The sequence below is a fragment of the Sulfurovum indicum genome, from assembly GCF_014931715.1.
In the GTDB taxonomy this organism is placed as follows: domain Bacteria; phylum Campylobacterota; class Campylobacteria; order Campylobacterales; family Sulfurovaceae; genus Sulfurovum; species Sulfurovum indicum.
Genome location: NZ_CP063164.1, coordinates 1297427 through 1312126 on the forward strand (window position 1 = coordinate 1297427; position 14700 = coordinate 1312126).

Below are 14700 nucleotides of genomic sequence, written 5' to 3' on the forward strand. Positions count from 1 at the left end.
ATGAAAAACATATTCTCTATCTTCATATTATTATCGGCTATGGCATCTGCACAGCTCAATGTCGTGGCAAGCTATCCCTATCTGGGCAAGATCGTAAAAGCTGTCGGAGGAGAAAATGTTAGAGTCAAAGTTCTTGCTTCGCCAAAATTTGATCCACATTTCATTATTCCCAAACCTTCGCTCATCCCTGCCATTGCACGGGCAGATATACTTATAGCCAACGGTGCCGGGCTGGAAACAGGCTGGCTGCCGCCTTTGATCAAAAGTGCCAACAATCCAAAAGTGCAAATAGGTGCAAAAGGCTTTGTCGATGCCAGTCATGCCGTCAAACTCATTGACAAGCCAAAATCTGTTTCCCGTGCCTATGGAGATGTGCATCCGGAAGGAAATCCACACTTTAGTACTGATCCACACAATATCATCCCTATAGCCAACTATATCACTGAAAAACTCTCCAAACTTGACGAGGCCCATGCACAGGAATATCATCATAATCTGACTAAATTCAGCAGAGAATGGAAAAAATTTTTGAAAATTTTTGATGCGCAGATGCAAACATGCAAAGGTAAAAAAGTGGTACAGTATCATGAACTGTACAACTATATACTCAGACGTTACGATATAAATGCAGTTGCTACGATAGAACCGCTTCCTGGTATCTCTCCAAGTTCAAAACATACTATTGCGTTGATCAGAAAAATAAAAAAAGAACACATAAAAACCATTTTACAAGACCCGTATCATGAGAGTAAGACAGCTCATTTTATAGCAGCCAAAACAGATGCAAAGGTTATGGTTGTACCACACGATGTCAGTGCCGTCAGCGGTACAGATACATTAAGAACATTTTATGAAACAATGGCAAAACGGTTATGTCACTGATATCACTCTTGTGGCCGGCTTTTGCCCTGGCCATTTTACTAGTATTCATTCATTCAATGTTTGGACTGGAGATCATTAGGCGCGGAGTTATATTTACCGATCTTGCCATTGGCCAATTCGCAGCCATTGGGGTAGCAGTAAGTCTCCTGTTTTTTGAAGGAAAGCATACTTTTGTGCTTACACTTGTTTTTGCACTGACTGGAGCATTTCTTATCTCTTTGGCAACCTATCGTGTAAAACATATTGAAGCCTTTATCGGTATGCTGTATGCCTTGGGGGCCAGCAGTATTATTGTTTTACTTTCCAATACAACACAGGGAACAGAGCTTTTCAACAAACTTCAGGCAACAGATATTCTGTTCACTGCATCATCCGACCTCTGGGAACCATTGATCCTCTATAGTATTATTAGTGCCTTATTTGCATTTTTTTATCCTAAGTTTACAGGCATTGCAAAAGAGATGTTGTTTTTTGGTCTGCTTGCATTAACCGTTACCTCTTCCGTACAACTTGCAGGTGTTCTGGTAGTTTTTGTACTGCTTATTGTACCTGCTTTTATTTCCCTGCTTCAAACAAAATTTGCCAAACTTCCCTTTTCATGGATAACAGGCTCTTTCATTATTATCTTTGCTATGATCATCTCATATTTTTTTGATCTGCCAACCGGATATACGATTGTATTTATTGCTTCCCTTTCCGGTATCCTGAGTGCTTTGATATTGAGTGATCAAAAAACAGGATAGTGGAATAATACCCAACCTATAAGAGATCTGTTTCAAAAGCTTTTAGATGAAAACCTAAAAAGGGGTGGTATCAAATGGCTCACATCAGCGCGCGCAGATAGGATCGCGGGGTAAAATCACCCCGCAATTTTAAAATTTATAATTTACAATAGCTCTTATGTTCTTTACTTCCACATTTTCATTTTTTAACGGCAGCTCCGTTGCCCTCTGGTAGATGTACTGTAGTCTAACAACAGCATTGCCAATGCTTTTTCCAACTCCTACGGCATAAGCTCTGTCAAACTCCATGGCATGGTGTTGCAGTTTTAAGCCGTCATTCATAATTGCAAAGGCTCTCTTGCCAAAATAAGCGGCCGTCCCGAAGTGCCAACTGTTGTAATGAGCATGCAGCTTCACGGCGGAAGTAAAGTAGCTCTCTTTTGCATTCTTTGTAAATGTATTTTGGTTCTCTTCATCGATGTTGATGTAGAGATTTTCAGAAGTCAGCTTTATTTTATATGCACCTATTTGTATTTTAAAGTCTATGTTAACATTACTCTGATAAACATCAAAATCTTTGTAATCTGTATAATATTGGGTAAAATTCAGACCAAGCTTTTTGGAAGGAAAGTAGCTTATCCCCGCACCGTAAGCATCTCCACCGTCCGTTATGGCGATATTGTCATACAAGACGGTAAGATAATTCAGGTTTAAAGCAAAACTTTTATTAGGTGCATAAGCATAACGCAAAAAGAGTTTTTCCACATCAAGGTCATCTCTTAGCGGCGGCTGTTTTGTTTGTGTCTTTCCACGCTCATAGGCAAATCTTATTTCAGAGTTTTGTATATGCAGATCTCCGCCAATGCCATACACAACTCCATCTATCTTTTGTTTGGAGTTGTCAAAATCTTTACTCTCGAAGTAGAGCTGCATACTTGAATGGATGGGCTGAAACTCCACACCATAAAGATTTAAGGCTATACACAAAAATGTAAAAATTTTTTTCATCATCAAAATTCAAATCTCTCTTTTTTAAACTCTACAAAATCTGTTGCTATTTTTTCATTTTGCAGATTAAGTTTTTTTGCTGCATTGGGATTTACAAGGTACCAACCTAAAACAACCTCTACACTATCCCCTTTTTGTAAAGCAAAATCATACTTTACGCTTCTTTTTTCGTTTGCTTTTATCATGGTATCACGCAGTGTAGTTGAAGCTTTCCATGGCATAGCAGGTTTTCCGTTATGCCCTATAACTCGCACAAAAACTTCATCTTTGAGTTGTATCTTTTTTCCGCCTCTGTTTACGCTTACTTTTAATATGCCAACTCTTAGAGGATGCAAAAGAAGTGCGTGTGATGTTTGGTTGTCGATATTTACCACAAAATCATCAATCTCTCTCAAAAGGGAGATATTGACATACTTTTGAAGCATATCGGAGTGAAAATGGCTCCCTGCAAAACCATGAAAAGCATGGGTCTTTCTTTGTGTCATATCTGAAACACTCCCTTTTACCTGTAGCATATGACAGCTTACACAGTTCGCGCCATCCATCTCATTGGCTATATTTGTCGAGCAGACATTTAAACCAAATTTATTTGCCTTGTGCGAATGACACCCGATGCAGACATTACCATTTTCCATAAGCCTGTTTTCATTTGTAGATATTTTATGAAATGGAGATTTCGCATGCTCTTTGCGTGTACCAAAATAGTTTTTCTCTTGCGTTGCAATGATGTTTATGTTAGATATTTTATGTTTTTCAATCCTCTCTATTCTATGACAATACGCACATGAAATACCATCTGTATGTGTGACATTTGTTACATCCGGAAGAGCTTTTTTCCCTTTTGTTTTCATTTTATCCAGGTTGTTTGCAGCGGGAGTGTGGCATTTGCCACATGCATAGCGTTGCTCTTTTTGGTTATGTGGGTGTTTGCTCCACACAGCATTGTGAATGGGGTCTTTTTGTGGAATTGAGTGTGTATGCATAGAGCCTTCAAACTCATTGTAGATTTGACTATGACAACTTTTACACTCTTGGTTTTTGGCAAAATGATGCACTTGGTCATTTGCAACAAGCAGCGAAACGATAAATATAAATGAAGTGAGTTTTAACACTTTTTTCCCTTAATAGTATAATAGTAAGGATTATAATAATGTTAACTTTATTTTATATTAAAAAGAGAAATGCCACTTCATTATCCAAAATTTAAATCCAAATAACTACAATAGAATTCTAATTCGAGGGACAATGAGCAGCCGATGAATAGTTCCGCTGCATATTGAGCCGTACCTTGGCATTGAATTGGGACTCTTTTTTGATCGCATGTTTCAAAGAAACAATCTTCTCCTGTAAGGTGTAGTATCAAAGCCCCTATTTATCGGGCTTTTCGTTTTTACTCTTCCCTTGAAAAAGCAGCTTTAAGCGTAAAAATGGGCACAGTTTTGGGCACGGTGGTTTTACCTTATATCACCACAAACTGCATTAGATAAATAACAACTTCCCATATATTATCCAACTCAATGATTTCCTTCAAAATTTGTCAAATTGACAAATTTACTTAAATTGGTTAAAATGACAACTATGAAAATAGATCACAAAGCATTCGAGACTTTACTTAAAGCCAAAGGTATCAGTAAAAAAGCCTTTTCTGCCTACAGCAGTATTCCCTACTACACCGTCGCCGGCTGGAAAAAGTCGGGAGAGGTACCAAACTATGCGATGATCCTACTTCGCAATATGCCCACGTCCAAAGCCTATGTCACTGCCGGTGAGCTGATCGAAGCCGGCTTACCCAAAGCGATCCTCTGGAACAACGATCCCGACAAGAAAGTACCGGTGGATATCTTCATCGTCGCCACGCTCCAAAGAGCCTATAACGATTTTGCCGTGCAAAAGCTTGCCGAGTTTTTCGGTTGGGAGCGGATCCTTGCTGCTTTGCTCAAACACAAAGAGCGTGTGAGTGACAAACTCATTGAAAGTGTCACCGCCTATCTGCAAGATCATCAGAGCGCCGCATGATCAATCCTCAGACCCAAACACTACTGGAGCGGTTTTCTCAAATCGATATGTTTGCCGAGCATCAAGCCATTTTGATGGGTGGTACGGCATTGGCATACCATTTGAAACATCGAGAAAGCTTCGATCTGGATATCTGCTTTCCATTCGCAGAGAAACTGCCTTCCATGGATTTCTTGGAAACTTTTGAAGATGTTACCTCTTTGGAGTTTGACAGAGCTATTATCGATACCGCCATCAACGAAGGCGGCGATATTCACGAGCTTATGCAACGGTACATTATCAACGGTGTCAAAGTCGATTTCGTGATCAATCCTTCCAGCAATATCTACGAGAGCAAAATACTCCAAAACGACACAGGTACCCAGCTGGGAACATTGCGAATCGCTTCTGTAGAGAGCATTTTCAAGCTCAAAGTGCTTTTGCTACTCGATCGAAACAAAATCCGTGATCTGTACGATGTAGTTTACATGTTCAAACATTGCAGATTTAGCGGGAAAGATTTACTACAAACAATCACACACTATCGCATCACCTACCGTCCGGAACATATCATCGATCTGCTCAAAGCAAAAAAGGAAGATCCTTTTGATTTTGAGGGGATTGAGAATGGTGTGATGGATTTGAGAGAGTATGACAAATTAAAGAATGAGTTGTTAAATCTTATAGTGCGCTAAAGGGATATGCCTACTTAACATAAGATATATTGTTAAGTTTTTAATAAAAATATCACAGCTCCGCCAATAGCTACAAAAAGTAGGTAATACATATCATATAACAAAGTAAAGTATATTGTATTTGTTTGCCTGATTTCCGTAATTGGTGCTTTTAGTATAAAAACCTAAATATCTACAGAAGGTATAGTATCAAAGCCCCTATTCTGTATAATCATGAACATACATTCGCTTCACAACAGCGACATATGCTTTAAGAAAATAGAAAAACGGACACCATTATGGCACTTTTAAAAAGATTTGTCTCCAAGGTGACCGGTATAAAGGGGTAAGAGAGTGAACATACGGGTCTATTATGAAGATACTGATGCCGGGGGTATTGTCTATCATACCAAATATATCAATTTCTGTGAACGTGCCAGAAGCGATATATTTTTCAACAACGGTATGATGCCCGGTATTGGAGAAAAAAGCGGTTTTGTTGTACGAAAGATCAATGCAGATTTTTTAGGTAGTGCAAAGCTGGGAGACCTGCTTACTGTAAAGAATACGTTACTGCAGCTCAAACGAAGCTCCGCCATCCTTCTTCAGGAGATCTACAGGGAGAAGGAAAAGCTCTTTGGCATGGAGATCGTTCTGGTTTATATGGAGAACGGAAGGGTTTCCCGCATCCCTGAGAAGTTCAGAACACTTTTTTCAACAACTGAAGAGTGAGTTGCCGATGGTTATACTGGGTATTGGAAATGTTCTGCAAAAAGATGACGGCCTTGGGGTTTACGCTGCAAGCTACCTCCATGAAAACTATACTTTCTCTCCGGAAATCACCATTGTTAACGGTGGAGTCGAGGGTATCAACCTTCTCAATATCTTTATGGAAAATGACCATATTGTAATTCTTGACTCCATTGAACTTGATGATGCACCTGCATCCATCTATGCCATTCCGGCCCAGGAGCTTGGCGGGTACGGACTTAACAGCGGCGGCGCACATGAAATAGGTGTCATACAGTGTCTGGATATGCTTGAGCTGCAAGAGCTCAGGATACCCAAAACCATGCTGATCGGTATCATCCCTCAGCACGTCACTTTTGACATAGCACTTAGTGATACTATTAAAGAGGCATTTGAAGATTATATTTCCGTTGTCTTGCAGTATCTGAAAAAAGCGGGCATAGAGGCAGTACCCAAAAGTGTACATACACCACTACAGGAGATCATTGACCGTGCCAACGATCCTTCCGGTGTTATGATTTGACGATACTGGTCTCCCAGCCGTCATAGCTGGCACCATGTGCCTCAAGCAGATCTATGAGGTAGAGTGTCAGTTCATCAATATCATGATAGAATGGTTTGTCAATACGGTAAAAACTCACCCCTTTTATTCCCTCTTCATTCTCTATTTCATTCTGTATTTTAAACCCTTCGCTCTCCAGTTTCTCAAGTAACACATTTCTGCTTTCACTGTTTTCCGTAAAAAAGAGTTTATGTTCTATTGCACGAGGAAGATGCAGGTTATCCTCTTTCGTACGCATCGCATCACACACTTTGTGGTTCTGGATGATCTGCCACTCTTTTGGTGTGGGATAAAGCAGTTTTTGGTAGTAGTTCCACTCACCGTCATCCTGAAAACCGCTGGATATCTCATAATGGGAAAACTCATCAAGCGCGAATTCCAGAAAATCCTGCCAGTTATAGGTGAACTGCAGATAGTAAAGGAAGGTTACATATCCGTCACTGATCACACGTCCCACATACTTCCCGATACGAAACTTGATCAGTGATGCTTCAAGTTTGTCTTCTATATAGGAGAGCTCAGGCTCTTCGTTTTCTGAAAGCAGGCCGCGTTCATTTGGCTCTTTCAGCTTGACTTTGACAAAAGCGATCGTCGGATAGATATATTTTATCTCATCCATCTCCATAGAGATCCCGGCATTAAAAAGGATAGATGCCGGATTCCCCTCCAGATTTTTCATATAAAGTTCCCAGTATTCTTGCATATCTTCTCCCTATTCCATTTCAAGGCTCATCAGGTACATATCTTCCCCGTCAAGCACCTTTACCGTCAAACTTTCACACTTGGTACAGTAGTAGCGTACTTCATCCGTTTCAAAAACATGTCCGCATTCCCGACACTCCAGCTTCAGCTTCTGTTTATTGATCACAAACTCCGCACCTTCACACATCGTACCCTCTTTAAAGGTATCAAAAGCCACTTGCAGAAGATGGGTCTCAATACCGCTCATCATTCCGATCTTGCAGACCACTTTGGTCACTTTTTCTGCTTCATTCTGCACTGCTATCTCTTCACATTGGTTAAGCAGTGCCTGAACTACACTGTATTCATGCATGTTGTATTATCCTTTGTCTTATTTTCTGTTCTATATGATGATCTGTTTTCTTCGCATGCAATGCATACATTCAACACCTCACCCCTGCTTTCCCGCTTGCAAACGCTTCGGTGTCTGCACCGGGCATACTTTGTAGACAAACTCCCGCCTGAGAGAATGAAATACACTCTCTTCCTCCCAAAACTCCGGGTACATCACCTCAATTTCACGCTCTTTACATGCCTCTATTTCTTCTCTATGCACTTCAAGATACTCCTGTTTCTCCCAGAGAAAATCATCATCTATTTTACTTTTTGCATAGCCATGCAGTGCCTCTTCATAACCTTCATCTTCAAACACAGCATCCACCATGCCTATCTCCTTTGCATGTACCACAGAGATCGGCAGACAAGCATCCAGAAGCTGCTGTGCCGTACACTCTCCTACACGTTTTGGCAAAGTATAGGTATGGTACTCGCTGCCTGTCAGCCCCAGAGTCTTATAGTGTGGATTCAGTACCACCCCCTTCCGTCCGGCTACATAGTCACAGGCGAGACCGAGAAAAACACCACCGGCACCGGCATTACTTCCAAATGATGCAATAGTCACCACCTCGTCAGCAAAGAGAATGGATCGTATCAGATCATTCATTGCATTGATATTCGCCCAGCCGTCCTCTCCCTGTTTTTGACTGTCCTCAAGGATATTGAGGTGGATACCATTGCTGAAAAAATCCTGCCCTCCCATCAGTACCAGTACATCACACTCCTCTTTGAGATACTCCACCGCATACTTGAGCCTGATACACTGTGCGGTACTCATCGCACCGTTATGAAAGTTAAAGTGCAGGTATGCCACATTATCCCGTTTTGTCATGCCAAGCTCATAAAAAGTTTCGTAACTCCGGTCAAAGATCAGCGGCAAACGCTCCTCTTTAACCCCTTTAAGACGCTCTTTGAGCACATAGGTGGCAGGCAGTTTGAATCTGCCGGGTTCTTTAAGATGACTGATCCATACAGCACCGTCACATGTCCCCAGGCAGATCGCCCCGTCACGTTTTGCCAGTATCTCTTTGGGGGCACCCCGAAACTTCTCTTCTCTCCATGCTCCATACAGATAACACGGTACTCCCAGTATCTCATCAAGTACCCCTGGATGAGAGTCGGAAAGATGTATCTTCTCAATGATGGTCCGGGTATTGTCTTTCTCCCAATCAATAGCTCGTTTGGCTTGTGTAAACTGTTCATGGATAGGGTTGGGTATCTGCAGTTCACATCTACCCCCATTCCAGTTTTCAAAGAACTTCTCCAGAGCCGAAAGCGCAGCTTTCACTACCTCCTGACGGTACAAAGAAGCCTTGTATGTATCCCGTACCTGAAAATGCTGCTGAGCATAGATATCTCCGCCGTCATACACCTCATTGGCCCTGAGTATCACCACTCCCCACTCTTTGGTATGGCTCTGCAATGCATACTCCAAAGCATTCGGACCTCTGTCACCTTTGGGACCTGGGTGGAAAATAAAGGTTGGGTAGTTCTCATAAATACTTGGCGGCAGATAACGTTTAAGAAAGGGGCACAAGATCAGATCAGGCCCGAATGCCTTTATCTCTTCAAGCATCTGTGGCTCATTGAGAGCATACGCTACGATTACGGTCTCGCCCTTGTCTGTGAGTCTTGTATAGATCGCCTGGGTCAGCGAATTAAAGCCCGTAACAAGGAGGAGTATTTTCATCTTGCTCTCTTAACAGATTCTCGGCAGCAATTCACCGGTAGGCAGATCCAGAAAACGTTTCGTTCCCCAGGAAGAGTTGAGGATAACTTTGCCGTCATGCTGGCGTGTTACCGTACCGATGATCTGAGCATTTTCATTATTGTGTTTCAGTACTTTCAACGCTTTTGCTTCATCCTCTTTGTTCACCGTCAACACAAATGTTCCCTCATTGGCAAGATTGACCGCTTCAAACCCCAGCATTTCACAGATACCCCTTACCTCTTCGGCAACAGGAATCTTCTCCTCATCTATCTCAATGCAGACTTCACTTCCTTTTGCCCACTCATTGAGCACTGCGGCTACACCACCTCGTGTAGCATCACGCATTGCAACAATCCTGATACCCGCATCCATCAACGCTTTTACCTGTGGATAGAGTGAAGCACAATCGGTTTGCAGGCTGCTCTCAAGCATGATCCCCTCTCTTGCTGCAAAGATCGTTGCACCATGTGCTCCTACATCACGGCTGATCAGAATACTCATCCCCTCTTGCAGATTGGAAGAGGAGATACCGGTATGCTCTATCTCACCTATTCCTGTCGTATTGATGAAAAGTTTGTCCACACTCCCTTTGGGTACGACTTTGGTATCACCGCTCACTACCATCGCACCATTTATCTCCAGCTCTTTTTTCATAGAGCGTACGATCTTCTCAAGTTCACGGGTGGAGAAACCCTCTTCTATAATAACTGAACAGGTCAGATATTTTGGCTTGGCGCCCATCATCGCAAGATCGTTACAGGTACCGCAAACTGCCAGTTTGCCAATATCCCCTCCCGGAAAAAAGAGTGGAGAGACAGTAAAAGAGTCAGTAGTAAATGCCAACTCGCCATTATGTATCACTGCGGCATCTTCACTTTTGGACAGGATCTCGTTTTCAAAGTGTTTGTAGAAAATCTTCTTTATAAGTTCATTATTCTCTTCACCACCGTTACCGTGGGCTATGGTGATTGTTTTGTTCATTCTCTCTCCTTGGTGTGTTGTTACACACCCTTGTATTCATAAAAGCATTGCATTGCAATGCATACATAAACTATTCACTATTCACTCTTAATTCTTCACTTCACGAAGTGATCAGGTTTCCATATTTGTAATACGCCGCACAAGCCCCTTCACTGCTTACCATACAGGAACCGATCGGTGTTGTAGGCTTACACGCCGTACCGAAGATCGTACATTCAGGCGGCTTTGCCATCCCTCTTAGTATATCTCCGCAGATACATAACTTATGGTCCTCTATCTCTGCAATAGGCAACACATCTCTGTAGATCACTTCTGCATCATATTTGGCATAGCCATCTTTTAGTTTCAATCCGCTCTCGGGAACATTTCCCAGTCCTCTCCATCTGAAGAGATCGACCTTGTCAAAGTAGGTCTCAATAAGTTTTTGTGCATTGAGGTTACCCTCATAGGTCACCACTCTTTTATACTGTATTTCAAGCTCACATCGTTTTTCAACAAACTGCTTAACGATCATACTGATACCTTCCATCACATCCACCGGCTCAAATCCGCTGACCACTACAGGCCTTCCGTAATCTTTGGGAAACTTTTCATAAATCTTGCTTCCGGCAATGACACTTACATGGCTGGGGCCCAAAAATGCATCGATCTTGTTATTGTAGCTGTCCACATGGATATCACGGCTGTCAATCAGCTCAACCATCACTTCCGGTACAGTGACATGATTAATGTGAAACAAGATATTGGTGATATTCTGCTTGATCACCTGGTCAAGCAGCACGGCTGTCATCGGTGTGGTTGTCTCAAATCCGATCGCAAAGAAGATCACCTTCTTCTCCGGGTTCTCCTGTGCGATCTTGATACACTCCATCGGAGAGTAGACAAAACGTACATCCGCTCCTTTGGCTCTGGCATCCTGCAGACTGCCGTTAGAGCCCGGTACCTTGATCATGTCTCCGAGTGTTACCAAAATCACATCCGGCTGCATTGCCAGGACATAGGCATGATCTATACGCTCTTTGGGCATAATACACACAGGGCATCCCGGCCCATGGATAAAATTGACATTCTCAGGCATCATCTGGGGAATACCGAACTTCATAATGCTGTGTGTATGCCCTCCGCACACCTCCATGATGTTAATAGGACGCTCTAGCTTTGCCGCATCTTCAGCAATGATCCTGGCATAAGCCTGAAGCGTCTTTCCGTCACGAAAGTCATCATACAGATTGTTAAGTTCAAGCCCTGCCATCTGTTTCAAGCTCCTCGGCATACTGCTCACCCCGTGCCGGACATTCATCATCTTCAAGGATCGCCCGTTTACGCTCCTCTTCATCCATAAGTTCCAGTATCTCTTTGTAGGTAGCAATGGAGGCAAGTGCCTCCTCCTCATCGATCTTGTTCATAACAAAACCGATATGCAGCAATACATAGTCACCTACTTTGACCTCATCATCGGCCATCATCATAAGATTCGCGTCCCGCTGTACACCCATTGTATCAACTGTACACATTGTTTTGTCTTCATTGATCTTGACTACTTTACTTGGGATAGATAAGCACACTTTTTCTCCTTTTGATCGAAAAGCTAAGAACAATTATTCTTCGTTTTTAACTTTTCAGTTTTTAATTTTTAATTGAGAAAATGCTACCGCATTTTTCTTTTGAACTCGATCCACTCCGCCACTGCCTTGACCGAACCGATATCATTGATGTTCACTTCCAGAATATCAACATTTGGCTTGATACGTCTTGCCTCTTTTTTCTCCGCTTCAATATCATACTTGAAATGCGGCAGCAAGTCGGTTTTGGTAATAAGCACCAGGTCCGCCTGGCGGAACATCACCGGATACTTGGCGATCTTATCCTCACCTTCAGGAATGGAAACAAGTACGATATTCAGGTGGGTTCCTACATCATAACTGGCAGGACAGACAAGGTTTCCGACATTCTCTACAAAGAGTACATCCACCTCATCCAAAGGAATATGGTGCAATCCTTTATGCACCATAAAGGCATCGAGATGACACGCAGAGCCTGTCTGTATCTGTTCGGCAATGATCCCCTTGGCCTTAAGTCTGTCTGCATCTCTGTTCGTCTCCAGGTCACCTTCAACCACACCGAACTTGAACGGTGCCACATCTGCAAGATACTCCAGCAATGTTGTTTTACCGCTGCCGGGGCTGCTCATCAGATTGATACCCAGCACCCCTGCTTTTTCCAGGTGTGCACGGTTATGTTCAGCCTCATGGTCATTCTTGTCCAGTATCTTCTGAATCATTGAGATGGTCTTGGCATCATTAAGCTGAGGATTATGGTGCAAATGTTCATGCGCCTTTTGGTGTTCTCCGCTCTGGTCATGAGTATGATCCTCTCCATGGCTATGGCTATGCGCCATTGCACTCTCTGTAATACTACATCCGCAGTCTGTACACATTCTATTTTCTCCTTATCCTATTAATATATTGCTTCCTACAATAAGCGATACTATACCCGCTGTTGCAAAAGCACGTCTTACATTGCCGATATTACCCAAAAAGTGCTCATTGAGATAGAGCATGACCAGGCCGAACCCGACAAATATCAACATCACTCCGGCAGTAAAGGCACCTATCATGGCAAAGTCGACATGTCCGCTGCCAACCGCACCAAGGGTAACAAGCATACCTCTCACACCTCCGGCTCCCATCAACAGCCCCATCGTAAAAGAGGAGCTTTGGGCAATGGTATCGTCATGTTCATGTGACTTTCCGAACCAGATATGGATATGCTCTTTTCCGTTATGCATATGTTTTCCCAGCTGTATGCGATCAGTAAGCACCATGAAAAGCAGATAGCAGCCCATGGCAATGATCACTGTTGCAGAGATAATATCTCCCCATCCCAGTATCTCTTCAGAGATAGGCATATGCTCAAGAAGCTTTGCAAAGAGGAAAAGACTTAAACCATGCCCCACAGCAAAAAGTGTTGTAATCAGCAGTGTTTTACGTTTGTTCTTTCCTATTGAGAAGTCTGCTATGGCAGTTAGGTGATCGGGACCGAAGGCATGCAAGATACCGTACCAAAAGATCAAAAGCAATGATAACTCCATAAGAGACTCCTTTTTTTACTGAATAACGATTCACATCAAATAATAGTCTTTTAATATTAAGTCCAAATTAAAAAGCATATTTCTACTCTATTTCAGGGACTAAAAGTTATACTAACATATGTATTGTCTCTATTGTAAACACCCCTATACTTACGAACTGGCGAACGGCCAGCGTAAATGCAGCAAATGTAAGCGCAAATTCAGCCCGAAAAAGATAGAACGGGAAAAAATACTTTATAAACTCTTCATAAACGGGCTGACCTCCAGAGAAGCAGCTTTACAGACAAAGATGCATTTTGGAACCGTCCAGAAGTATTATCACCTCTTTCGCAACAAACTTGCCCTTGAGTGCGATGAAAAGTACCATCAGAACAGCCATAAGATCAATGACTACAATGAGTATCTCTACCTTCCCCAAAGCCTTGAACCCGATACGCATATTGGCAAGATCAAACATTTTCTGACCCTCGCCTATGAGGGAAAAGTCTATAACCTGATGATGCCTTCTGTTACCAGGTTGGGATTCGACCCTGAAAACAGAGATGAGCAGAAGCTGCTCAAAAAGTATCTTCGCTACAACACGATCTCCAAACTCTCCGAGGAGCGCTCCACTATACGAAACTTCTGGGAATACTTTGAAACATTTATTCTCAAATTCAAAGGCGTAAGTGATGAACGTTTCATCTATTATCTAAAAGAGGCGGAATGGCGATTTAATAATAGGGGCACCTCTAATAACCCCATATGCTCATAACATTGCCGGCTTTGTTCTAGGCTAGGACTTGAAAGCCTCTTGCAAAATCTCACATCTGCAAAACCCATTATGGGCGTATGAGGTTATTAGAGGTGCCCATAGGTTATAATACCGGTATAGCATCTTAAATACCCTTGTGTCCCTGATGGGTTGTTTGAGATGCAGTTAAAGGAGTATACATGAAATACCCGGTAAAAGCTTATGTAAAAAAAGGGGAGAGTTACTCTTTTTGTACCTGTGGTAAAAGCAGTGACGGCGTGATCTGTAACGGAAGCCATAAAGGTACAGAGTTCACCCCCATAAAATTCACTGCCACACGTACCGGGGAAGCACTGCTGTGTCTTTGTAAAAAGAGCGGTAACCTTCCCTACTGTGACGGTACACATGCCAAACGTGAGAAGCTGGAACTCGATTTTCTGCTTGATGCATGAGAAAACAGCCGTATGAAAACCCTTAAGGCAGAATGCTACTATCATAAACAAATAGAGAAAGA

The 14700-nt window shown here is 42.4% G+C and carries 18 protein-coding genes; 8 read left to right on the plus strand and 10 right to left on the minus strand.

Annotated elements, in window-relative coordinates; translation table 11 throughout:
- On the plus strand, positions 1-882 hold the full coding sequence (locus tag IMZ28_RS06540) for a metal ABC transporter substrate-binding protein (RefSeq protein ID WP_197547793.1): 882 nt from the start codon (positions 1-3) through the stop codon (positions 880-882).
- Positions 873-1625, plus strand: coding sequence for a metal ABC transporter permease (locus IMZ28_RS06545; RefSeq protein WP_197547794.1), 753 nt, complete (start codon positions 873-875; stop codon positions 1623-1625). Before IMZ28_RS06540 ends, IMZ28_RS06545 begins: the two co-directional genes overlap by 10 nt.
- A gap of 129 nt (positions 1626-1754) precedes the next feature.
- Here the strand turns inward: IMZ28_RS06545 and IMZ28_RS06550 are convergent, their stop codons facing one another.
- Together IMZ28_RS06550 and IMZ28_RS06555 are read right to left on the minus strand one after the other, a co-directional pair.
- Positions 1755-2612, minus strand: a complete 858-nt coding sequence (locus IMZ28_RS06550; protein ID WP_197547795.1) for a hypothetical protein — start codon at positions 2610-2612, stop codon at positions 1755-1757.
- 2 nt (positions 2613-2614) lie between these two features.
- Complete coding sequence (locus tag IMZ28_RS06555; RefSeq protein WP_197547796.1) at positions 2615-3724, minus strand: multiheme c-type cytochrome; 1110 nt, start codon at positions 3722-3724, stop codon at positions 2615-2617.
- A 466-nt stretch (positions 3725-4190) separates the two neighbouring features.
- Here IMZ28_RS06555 and IMZ28_RS06560 point away from each other — a divergent pair, with 466 nt between their 5' ends.
- The 4 genes from IMZ28_RS06560 to IMZ28_RS06575 all read left to right on the plus strand — a co-directional run bounded on the left by IMZ28_RS06560 (position 4191) and on the right by IMZ28_RS06575 (position 6554).
- Entirely contained in the window at positions 4191-4628 is a 438-nt protein-coding gene (locus IMZ28_RS06560; protein ID WP_197547797.1) for a hypothetical protein, read from the plus strand.
- Positions 4625-5302, plus strand: coding sequence for a nucleotidyl transferase AbiEii/AbiGii toxin family protein (locus IMZ28_RS06565; protein ID WP_197547798.1), 678 nt, complete (start codon positions 4625-4627; stop codon positions 5300-5302). Before IMZ28_RS06560 ends, IMZ28_RS06565 begins: the two co-directional genes overlap by 4 nt.
- Positions 5303-5635: 333 nt before the next feature.
- Positions 5636-6013, plus strand: coding sequence for a YbgC/FadM family acyl-CoA thioesterase (locus IMZ28_RS06570; protein WP_197547799.1), 378 nt, complete (start codon positions 5636-5638; stop codon positions 6011-6013).
- Between the two features lie 7 nt (positions 6014-6020).
- On the plus strand, positions 6021-6554 hold the full coding sequence (locus IMZ28_RS06575; RefSeq protein WP_197549812.1) for a HyaD/HybD family hydrogenase maturation endopeptidase: 534 nt from the start codon (positions 6021-6023) through the stop codon (positions 6552-6554).
- On the opposite strand, the gene IMZ28_RS06580 is transcribed toward IMZ28_RS06575, so the two are convergent.
- From IMZ28_RS06580 to IMZ28_RS06615, 8 genes are all read right to left on the minus strand, one after another.
- A complete protein-coding gene (locus IMZ28_RS06580; protein ID WP_197547800.1) occupies positions 6544-7296 on the minus strand; it encodes a DUF695 domain-containing protein in 753 nt (250 codons plus the stop codon). The genes IMZ28_RS06575 and IMZ28_RS06580 overlap by 11 nt on opposite strands.
- A 9-nt stretch (positions 7297-7305) precedes the next feature.
- Entirely contained in the window at positions 7306-7647 is a 342-nt protein-coding gene (gene hypA / locus IMZ28_RS06585) for a hydrogenase/urease nickel incorporation protein HypA (protein WP_197547801.1), read from the minus strand.
- A gap of 78 nt (positions 7648-7725) precedes the next feature.
- Positions 7726-9360 carry a hydrogenase maturation protein gene (locus IMZ28_RS06590; RefSeq protein WP_197547802.1) on the minus strand — a complete coding sequence of 545 codons (1635 nt, stop codon included), beginning with the start codon at positions 9358-9360 and terminating at the stop codon, positions 7726-7728.
- A gap of 9 nt (positions 9361-9369) precedes the next feature.
- Complete coding sequence (hypE, locus tag IMZ28_RS06595; protein WP_197547803.1) at positions 9370-10362, minus strand: hydrogenase expression/formation protein HypE; 993 nt, start codon at positions 10360-10362, stop codon at positions 9370-9372.
- A 100-nt stretch (positions 10363-10462) separates the two neighbouring features.
- On the minus strand, positions 10463-11614 hold the full coding sequence (gene hypD, locus IMZ28_RS06600) for a hydrogenase formation protein HypD (RefSeq protein WP_197547804.1): 1152 nt from the start codon (positions 11612-11614) through the stop codon (positions 10463-10465).
- Positions 11601-11927 carry a HypC/HybG/HupF family hydrogenase formation chaperone gene (locus IMZ28_RS06605; RefSeq protein ID WP_197547805.1) on the minus strand — a complete coding sequence of 109 codons (327 nt, stop codon included), beginning with the start codon at positions 11925-11927 and terminating at the stop codon, positions 11601-11603. The genes hypD and IMZ28_RS06605 overlap by 14 nt, the downstream gene beginning before the upstream one ends.
- A gap of 83 nt (positions 11928-12010) precedes the next feature.
- On the minus strand, positions 12011-12799 hold the full coding sequence (gene hypB / locus IMZ28_RS06610; protein ID WP_197547806.1) for a hydrogenase nickel incorporation protein HypB: 789 nt from the start codon (positions 12797-12799) through the stop codon (positions 12011-12013).
- A gap of 12 nt (positions 12800-12811) precedes the next feature.
- Positions 12812-13453 carry a hypothetical protein gene (locus tag IMZ28_RS06615; RefSeq protein WP_197547807.1) on the minus strand — a complete coding sequence of 214 codons (642 nt, stop codon included), beginning with the start codon at positions 13451-13453 and terminating at the stop codon, positions 12812-12814.
- Positions 13454-13571: 118 nt separating this feature from the next.
- Here IMZ28_RS06615 and IMZ28_RS06620 point away from each other — a divergent pair, with 118 nt between their 5' ends.
- Together IMZ28_RS06620 and IMZ28_RS06625 are read left to right on the plus strand one after the other, a co-directional pair.
- Positions 13572-14207, plus strand: a complete 636-nt coding sequence (locus IMZ28_RS06620) for a hypothetical protein (protein WP_197547808.1) — start codon at positions 13572-13574, stop codon at positions 14205-14207.
- Between the two features lie 179 nt (positions 14208-14386).
- A complete protein-coding gene (locus IMZ28_RS06625; protein WP_197547809.1) occupies positions 14387-14638 on the plus strand; it encodes a CDGSH iron-sulfur domain-containing protein in 252 nt (83 codons plus the stop codon).
- The last annotated feature ends 62 nt before the right edge of the window (positions 14639-14700 follow it).

What these genes read in the sequence shown, in the direction of transcription:
- IMZ28_RS06545 (WP_197547794.1), top strand. Translation starts at nt 873, where the DNA reads ATGTCACTGATATCACTCTTGTGGCCGGCTTTTGCCCTGGCCATTTTA.
- IMZ28_RS06550 (WP_197547795.1), bottom strand. Translation starts at nt 2,612, where the DNA reads ATGAAAAAAATTTTTACATTTTTGTGTATAGCCTTAAATCTTTATGGT.
- IMZ28_RS06540 (WP_197547793.1), top strand. Translation starts at nt 1, where the DNA reads ATGAAAAACATATTCTCTATCTTCATATTATTATCGGCTATGGCATCT.
- IMZ28_RS06580 (WP_197547800.1), bottom strand. Translation starts at nt 7,296, where the DNA reads ATGCAAGAATACTGGGAACTTTATATGAAAAATCTGGAGGGGAATCCG.
- IMZ28_RS06575 (WP_197549812.1), top strand. Translation starts at nt 6,021, where the DNA reads ATGGTTATACTGGGTATTGGAAATGTTCTGCAAAAAGATGACGGCCTT.
- hypA (WP_197547801.1), bottom strand. Translation starts at nt 7,647, where the DNA reads ATGCATGAATACAGTGTAGTTCAGGCACTGCTTAACCAATGTGAAGAG.
- IMZ28_RS06620 (WP_197547808.1), top strand. Translation starts at nt 13,572, where the DNA reads ATGTATTGTCTCTATTGTAAACACCCCTATACTTACGAACTGGCGAAC.
- IMZ28_RS06560 (WP_197547797.1), top strand. Translation starts at nt 4,191, where the DNA reads ATGAAAATAGATCACAAAGCATTCGAGACTTTACTTAAAGCCAAAGGT.
- IMZ28_RS06565 (WP_197547798.1), top strand. Translation starts at nt 4,625, where the DNA reads ATGATCAATCCTCAGACCCAAACACTACTGGAGCGGTTTTCTCAAATC.
- IMZ28_RS06625 (WP_197547809.1), top strand. Translation starts at nt 14,387, where the DNA reads ATGAAATACCCGGTAAAAGCTTATGTAAAAAAAGGGGAGAGTTACTCT.
- IMZ28_RS06590 (WP_197547802.1), bottom strand. Translation starts at nt 9,360, where the DNA reads ATGAAAATACTCCTCCTTGTTACGGGCTTTAATTCGCTGACCCAGGCG.
- hypE (WP_197547803.1), bottom strand. Translation starts at nt 10,362, where the DNA reads ATGAACAAAACAATCACCATAGCCCACGGTAACGGTGGTGAAGAGAAT.
- hypD (WP_197547804.1), bottom strand. Translation starts at nt 11,614, where the DNA reads ATGGCAGGGCTTGAACTTAACAATCTGTATGATGACTTTCGTGACGGA.
- hypB (WP_197547806.1), bottom strand. Translation starts at nt 12,799, where the DNA reads ATGTGTACAGACTGCGGATGTAGTATTACAGAGAGTGCAATGGCGCAT.
- IMZ28_RS06615 (WP_197547807.1), bottom strand. Translation starts at nt 13,453, where the DNA reads ATGGAGTTATCATTGCTTTTGATCTTTTGGTACGGTATCTTGCATGCC.